General features: G+C 68.4%; 7 protein-coding genes and 4 tRNA genes. 1 reads left to right on the top strand and 10 read right to left on the bottom strand.

The window, feature by feature from the left end; translation table 11 throughout:
• The first annotated feature begins 340 nt into the window (after positions 1 to 340).
• Positions 341 to 414, top strand: a tRNA-Gly gene (locus VJ673_RS20400).
• Between the two features lie 149 nt (positions 415 to 563).
• On the opposite strand, the gene VJ673_RS20395 is transcribed toward VJ673_RS20400, so the two are convergent.
• The 10 genes from VJ673_RS20395 to VJ673_RS20350 form a co-directional block, all read right to left on the bottom strand.
• A tRNA-Val gene (locus VJ673_RS20395) sits at positions 564 to 640 on the bottom strand.
• 12 nt (positions 641 to 652) lie between these two features.
• Positions 653 to 729 (bottom strand) — tRNA-Met (locus tag VJ673_RS20390).
• A gap of 36 nt (positions 730 to 765) precedes the next feature.
• Positions 766 to 841: transfer RNA gene (locus VJ673_RS20385), tRNA-Gly, on the bottom strand.
• Positions 842 to 990: 149 nt separating this feature from the next.
• On the bottom strand, positions 991 to 1,362 hold the full coding sequence (locus tag VJ673_RS20380; RefSeq protein WP_324128002.1) for a hypothetical protein: 372 nt from the start codon (positions 1,360 to 1,362) through the stop codon (positions 991 to 993).
• A gap of 171 nt (positions 1,363 to 1,533) precedes the next feature.
• On the bottom strand, positions 1,534 to 2,055 hold the full coding sequence (locus VJ673_RS20375) for a superoxide dismutase family protein (protein ID WP_324128001.1): 522 nt from the start codon (positions 2,053 to 2,055) through the stop codon (positions 1,534 to 1,536).
• Positions 2,056 to 2,185: 130 nt separating this feature from the next.
• Positions 2,186 to 2,689, bottom strand: a complete 504-nt coding sequence (locus tag VJ673_RS20370; RefSeq protein ID WP_324128000.1) for a cytochrome C — start codon at positions 2,687 to 2,689, stop codon at positions 2,186 to 2,188.
• A 107-nt stretch (positions 2,690 to 2,796) separates the two neighbouring features.
• Positions 2,797 to 3,768, bottom strand: coding sequence for an alpha-ketoacid dehydrogenase subunit beta (locus VJ673_RS20365; protein ID WP_324127999.1), 972 nt, complete (start codon positions 3,766 to 3,768; stop codon positions 2,797 to 2,799).
• A gap of 11 nt (positions 3,769 to 3,779) precedes the next feature.
• The gene (locus VJ673_RS20360; protein WP_324127998.1) at positions 3,780 to 4,745 is read right to left on the bottom strand and encodes a thiamine pyrophosphate-dependent dehydrogenase E1 component subunit alpha; all 966 of its coding nucleotides are present in this window, start codon (positions 4,743 to 4,745) and stop codon (positions 3,780 to 3,782) included.
• A gap of 117 nt (positions 4,746 to 4,862) precedes the next feature.
• Positions 4,863 to 6,209: a GAF domain-containing protein gene (locus VJ673_RS20355; RefSeq protein ID WP_324127997.1), complete on the bottom strand. Its 1,347-nt coding sequence runs from the start codon at positions 6,207 to 6,209 to the stop codon at positions 4,863 to 4,865.
• Positions 6,206 to 6,718 carry a pyridoxamine 5'-phosphate oxidase family protein gene (locus tag VJ673_RS20350; protein ID WP_324127996.1) on the bottom strand — a complete coding sequence of 171 codons (513 nt, stop codon included), beginning with the start codon at positions 6,716 to 6,718 and terminating at the stop codon, positions 6,206 to 6,208. Before VJ673_RS20350 ends, VJ673_RS20355 begins: the two co-directional genes overlap by 4 nt.
• Positions 6,719 to 6,724 lie beyond the last annotated feature (6 nt).

The raw sequence follows: 6,724 nt of genomic DNA, 5'->3' as shown, positions 1-6,724 counted from the left end.
CGCTCAGCCCTTCGTCGAGCGATTCGTTCTGACCGTTGATGGTGACCTGGATCATGCGCGTGCCGGAAAATGCGTAAACGGCCTTGAAGTTTAGCATGTGCGCAGCCGGCGATTCCGCTCCGCTAGTGCCCTCGCGGGCGGTGACATGCTTGCCGGATCCCGGGTTCCGGTCCAGCCAGCGGGCGGAGCCGAAAGACCGGGCGGCGGGTGCCCAAGTGTGCGGACGGTCCCGACTGTCCTCGGCCGGCTCGGCAAACGGCGCCGGCCGAGCGCCCGTCGTTGCGCAACGCCCTGCCTGTCATTAGAATGGCGCCCTGCCCGATGCAAATCGGGCCTCCGAGCGGGCGTCGTATAATGGTAATACCCTAGCTTCCCAAGCTAGAGCCGTGGGTTCGATTCCCATCGCCCGCTCCAGTCGAATTCAGTGAAAAAGCCAGCCTTCGGTGCTGGCTTTTTTCGTTTTCGGCCCTGGAAGATGTCGACACGGTCCACGAGATCGCGCATTTCCGGGCAGGAAACGCCGGATGGGACGGGATGCGATCGAAGGGGAGAATGGCAAATGCTGGTGCGTCCTGACGGATTCGAACCGCCGACCTCCACGATGTCAACGTGGCGCTCTAACCAACTGAGCTAAGGACGCACGTGCAGGAATTGGTTGCGGGGGCAGGATTTGAACCTGCGACCTTCGGGTTATGAGCCCGACGAGCTGCCAGACTGCTCCACCCCGCGTCCGTGAGTGCTGCTGCATGCCGGTTCATTGCTGAATGGAGCGGGAAACGAGTCTCGAACTCGCGACCTCAACCTTGGCAAGGTTGCGCTCTACCAACTGAGCTATTCCCGCTTTTCCGGCTACCGATCGTTCTGGCACAAGCGATCAGTGAAGGGGGCGCATTATAAGGCCCCGGCGCCGCTTTGCAACACCCTTTTGAGAACTGGATGAAAAAAGCCGCCCCGTGGGGCGGCTTTTCGTTCGGCGCGCGGCAGTCTGACTTACTTGGTCGCCGGCGCCGCCGAGCCGGCCTTGGTATCGGACTTGGCGCCCATCTCCGAGTCAGTCTTCGCGGCCGAGTGCTTCTTCGTGGACTTCTTGACGTGCGAGGTGGTCTTGCCGGTATCCGGCTTGGACATCGGGGTTTCGCTGGCCGAGGACGGAGTAGCGGGAGTGGCCTTCTCGGCGGGGGTCGCCTTCACCGCCGGTGTCGCGGGAGTGGCCCTTTCGCCGGCGCCTGCCGGGGCGGCGGGGGTGGCCGGAGTCGCCTTCATGGCCGGCGTGGCGGGGGTGGCGGGCGTGGCGCCCTGCTGCGCGAAGGACGCCGTCGCAAAACCGGTGACGATGGCCAGGGCAATGATCTTCTTCAGCATGTCGGTACTCCTCGATGAACGGTGGGTCGATCAGGGGGCGTTCCAATCGTGCCCCTGAGCGAATAACGCGCGGCAGGTCGAGGAGTTATCGGCCCGAGTGTAAGCCAGGATGAATTTGTAACGGGCGAGACATATGGCGGCGGGCGCCGGAGCGCCACGCTACCGCGGAATTCACTTGGAGATCACGCCGCACGCGACGCGGGCGCCGGAGTTGCCGGTGGGCTGGGTCGTGAAGTCGTCGGGCGCCGCGTGGACGATGACGGCGCGGCCGACGATGTTGCCGTTGCCCTTCGAGGTCAGCGACAGGCCATCGACGGTGGTGCTGAGCTTGGCGTTGCCGGCGGCGTCGGCGACGAGCATCGGCAGGTCGCCCGCGTGATGTTCGGGTTTGTCCGGCTGGCCGTGCGGCATCCCGGTGGGGTTGAAGTGGCCCCCGGCGCTGGTGGCATCGGGCGCCGAGCAGTCGCCCTTCTCGTGGATGTGGAAGCCGTGGCCGCCCGGAGCCAGGCCGCTGAGGCGCGCTTCGACGATCACGCCGCCGTCGATTTCGGTGAAGCGGACCTGGCCGGTCGCGGTACTGCCTTGCGTGGGGACGAGGGGAACTTCGATCACGACGGGGCCCTTCGTCGATATGCTGCAGGAGGCGAGCAGGGCCGAGGCGAGGAGCAGCGGGGTCAGGGAGCGAGGGGTCATCGTTGTGCGTCCTTTGTCGGGTGGATGCAACACCGCGAGACGGCGAGGGTGCCAAGTCTCGCCGTTTGATCATGGCCTATGCCGTTGAGGATTGGAAGCGCAGCACGACACGCAAGGCACGCGAAGGCCGTCAGCGTGACAGCGCGCTCGTCGTGACCCGTTGCGGCGGCTGCGGCACGAAGACGAAATGCGGCGTCGGGATGGGCTCGCCGGGGGCGAGTGCCTGTGGCGCCGGTGTGCCGGCCGGGCCGAGCGCGCGCAGGTAGCGATAGACAGCAACGAGGTCGGCTTCACTCATCGCGCGCAGCGAGGACCAGGGCATCGGCGGGCGGCCTTCGCGCCGCACACGATCGAGCCAGCCGGCTTCGTCGAGGCTGCCGGCGACGAGACGGAGGTTGGACGGATAGGTGACGCCCCAGGGCCCGGCGAAGCCGACCGGGGAGCCGGTGAGACGCTCGGTCTCGGGGACCTTGCCGTCGCGCGGGATGTAGCCGTCGGTGTGACAGTCGTTGCAGCCGGCGACACTGGCGAGGTAGCGGCCGCGGGCGACCGGATCGGCGCCATCGTCGGCCGCAAGAACGCTGGCGCTGGCAGTGGCGAGGAGGATCAGCGGAAGAAGGAATGGGGGTTTCATGATTGCTCCGGAGGTGTGGGGCGACGACATCCGCAGCCTAGGCAGGGGGCGGAGGCGCCGCTCTTAAGGCTTCGCTCGCAAAATCCTAAAAAAGTGTTAAACCCGACTCATGCATACTCGCGCTGCTCGACGAGCGCGCGACCGGCAGCGGCGATGCCTTCGGCCTGCGGCACGAAAGCCTGTTCGAGCGGCCACGACGATGGCGCCGGAACATCCGGCCCGGTCAGGCGGCGCACGGGGGCCTTGAGCGCGGCGAAGGCATGCTCGGCGACCAGTGCGGCGACTTCGGCGCCGACACCGCACAGACGGCTCGCCTCATGCACGACGAGCACGCGGCCGGTTTTGCGCACGGAGGCGAGGATCGCGGCCTCGTCGAGGGGCTTGAGCGAGCGCAGGTCCAGCACTTCGGCCGAGATACCCTGCTGCGCGAGCGCGTCGGCGGCAGCGACGCAGTGCAGCGCGGTCTTCGCATAGCTGACGAGGGTCACGTCGCGGCCTTCGCGCAGCGTCGCGGCATGGCCGAGCGGGACGAGGTGCTCGCCTTCGGGGACCTCTCCCGCCTGGTAGCCGAGCGCGAGGTCCATGAAGAAGAGCACCGGGTTGTCGTCGCGGATCGCGGCTTTCAACAGGCCCTTGAAGTCGGCCGCCGAGGACGGCATGACGACCTTGAGGCCGGGGCTGTGCACGAACCAAGCTTCGAGGTTGTGGTTGTGCTGCGCGCCGACCGTCCAGCCGGCACCGGTCATCGCCAGCACGACCATCGGGAACTTGAACTGGCCGCCCGAGAGGTAGCGGAGCTTGCCGGCGCTATTGACGATCTCGTCCATCGCGAAGCACAGGAAGGGCGCGAAGAGGAGGTCGACGATCGGGCGCAAACCGCTCGCGGCGGCGCCGGCGGCCGTGCCGGCGATGATGCCTTCAGCGAGCGGGGTGTTCCGGACGCGGGCAGCGCCGAATTCGGCGACGAGGTTCGCGCGCTTGGTGGCGACGCCTTCGCCGAACATCAGCACGCTCGGGTCGCGACGCATTTCTTCGGCGAGCGCCTGGGTGATGGCTTCGTTGACGGTGATCACGGACATGGCGGGGCTCCTTACGCGTAGACGTCGGTGACGAGTTCGGACAGTTCGGGGTACGGCGAGGCGTTCGCGAAGGCGGCGGCTTCGTCGATCGCGGCCAGCACACGAGCCCGGATCTGCGCGAGGCGGAGGTCGTCGAGCGTGCCGGCGAGGCGCAGGCGGTTCGCGAGGAGTTCGATCGGATCGCGCGCTCGCCACGCGGCAAGCTCGCCCGGATCGACATAGGCCTGGTCGTCCGGCTCGTAATGGCCGCGTGTGCGGTAGGTCAGCGTCTCGAGGAAGGCGGGCTCACCGGTTTCGCGGATGCGGGCGGCGAGGCGCGAGGCGGCGGCGTGGACGGCTGCCACGTCGTTGCCGTCGACGGTCTCGGCGATGAGGCCGTGCGAGGCCGCCCAGTCGCGCACGTGGGCCATCGGCATCGTCTCGCGGCGATGGACGAAGGCCTGCCACTCGTTGTTTTCACAGACGTAGAGGATCGGCAGCTTCCACACGACGGCGAGGTTCAGCGATTCATGGAAGACGCCTTCGCAGGCCGCGCCGTCGCCGAAGAAGGTCGCGACGATGCCCTCGTCGCCGGGCGTCATAGTGCGGGCGAGCGCGACGCCGGGAGCGAGCGAGAGTTCGCCGCCGACGATGGTCGAGGTCAGCACGACGCCGAGTTCGGCCGCCGAGATGTGCAGCGAGCCGCTCTTGCCCTTGCAGTAGCCGGTGCGCTTGCCGAGGACTTCGGCGAGGAGCCGCCCGGGGTCCGCCCCGCGGGCGAGCAGGTGGCCGGCGCTGCGGTGATTGGTGAGGATGCGGTCCTCGTGGGCCAGCGCGCGGACGACGCCGACCGCCGCCGCTTCCTGCCCGACCGAGGTGCAGGTGCCGGGCGCGCTGCCGCCCGCGGCGATGCCGGCAACGGCCTCCTCGTAGGCGCGGATGAGCATCATCGTCTCCAGCAGCGCGAGCGGGGACGGGTCGTGGGGGGTGGGTTGCATGAGTCGCCTCCAGGTGTCGATGGACGACCCGGCGGGGCCGGGCTTGATCGCACTGTAGGCGTCGAAAAGGCCGTCGGAAGCGGCTTAAGGGACTCTTAGGGTTCGCTGAGGGAAGATTTAGGAAGGACCGACTTCGACGAGCGTCAGCGGCCGCGTCGCGGTGAGTTGCAGCCGCCCTCGCCCGGCCTTGTCGAGACGCACGCAGGCGCCGCGTTCGTTGAGGCGGCGGCGCAGCAGGATCAGGCGCGCTTCGAGGTTGTCGCTCAGGTCCGGCAGGCGGATGCGCGAATCGAGGCGCAGTTCGCGGTTGCTGAAAGTGTTGCGGCCGGTCTCGACGTGGTCGCGCACGAGCGCCCAGAAGATCGACCCGGCAACGCCCTTGATCAGGTAGTCGTCGTCGAGGAAGACGCTGTCGTCCGCGGCGTAGTGACGCACGACGACCGGGGCGCTGTCGGCGCAGCCGGCGGCGGGCTCGGGCGCCGGGATGTCCTCACCCGCGTCGGCCCCCTGCAGGGCGAGCATCGCGGCGCCGAGCTGGCCGCCGAGGGCGACGAGCGCGTCCTCGTCGTCGTAGCCGAAGCGCAGGTTCTGCGTGCTCTCGACGTAGAGCACGCCGAGAAGCCGCCCGGCGGCGCGGATCGGCACCGCGAGCTGGCTCGCGGATTCGGCGAGGCCGGGCAGCGGGATCTCGGTCTCCAGCGCCGCGGCGAGCCCATTCGCAGCGGCGGCGGCGCGGATCGCACGGCCGTAGGTGTACTCGAGGGTCATGTAGCCGATGCGGATCGGCGTCGCCTCACGCGCGGCGACGCCGATCACACCCTGCCCGAGCGGGATCTCGGAGCCGACGCCGGACTGCGCGTAACCGCGGCTCGCGATCGTGTAGAGGTGCGAGCCCGAACCGTCGAGCAGCAGGAGCATGGCGTGACGGACGTCGAACTGGCTTTCGAGACACGCGAGCGTCTCGTTGAAGAGCGCGTCGAGGTCACGACAGGACGCGAGACGCGTCGCGGTCGCACGCAAGGCCGCGAGCAGGTTCGCACGCGGCGGCGGCGACGGTGCGAGGGCGACACCGGGCACGCGTTCGACGTCGAACACCCGATAGACGTCGGACCCGAGCAGCCGAAACACGCCGCTCATGCCGGTATGCGAGGCGATGCCGGCGAGCTTCGCCTTCATCCGTTCGAAGAGCGGCCCGGCGGTCTCGGTGCGCAGGTAGCGCAGTTGCAGCCGATAGCGCTCGGCGGTGTGCGGATGCGTGACGACCAGCCGCGCATTCGGGTTTTCGAGGATGTTGCGCCGCGTGGTGTTGAAGAACTGGTAGGAGAGCGCCACGTGCTGGCCGTCGACGTATTCGGTCTGCGACAGGTAGGCGACGTTGGGCGTGCCGTCGGCCGAGCAGGTCGCCATGATCGCCGGCACGACCCCTTCGAGGCAGTCGCGGATCGCGTCGAGGCGCTGGCTCATCGCAGGTCTCCGAGCGGCGTGCCGGCTTTCGGGCCGGGCGTCTGCGAGAAGGCGGCGGCGGGCGTGAAACTCACGGCGACGACTTCGCCGCCGCTGCAATCGAGCAAGGTGCGCGTAAAGAGCGGGCTGTAGCCGAGCGCACCGAGTTCGGCCGTGAAGGCATCGCGATAGCGTTCGATGTGCCGCAGGTCGCCGTCGATCAAGGCTTCGGCGACGGCGTCCTCGCCCTTCAGCTGGACGGTGCGGTGAGTGTGCGGCTCGCTGAAGGCGACGGCGATGCGGCTGTTGGCGCGAAGGTCGTCGAGCACTTCGCGCGATTGGGCGACGACGACAAAGACCGTGACGCGCGAGCGGTCGTCGGCGACGCGGCAACCGATTGCGCGCGTGACACTGGGGAGGCGCTCTGCGTTGCAGGCACCGACGCTGATCGACACGCCGGCGGTCGCGAGGAAGGCCGCATGCTCGGCATCGATCAGCGCACCGCGGGCGGAACGGGAATCTTCGGGCATCGGCGC

The organism is Aromatoleum sp. (genome assembly GCF_035254505.1).
Classification (GTDB): domain Bacteria; phylum Pseudomonadota; class Gammaproteobacteria; order Burkholderiales; family Rhodocyclaceae; genus Aromatoleum.
This window is presented reverse-complemented; position numbering and strand designations above follow the sequence as displayed.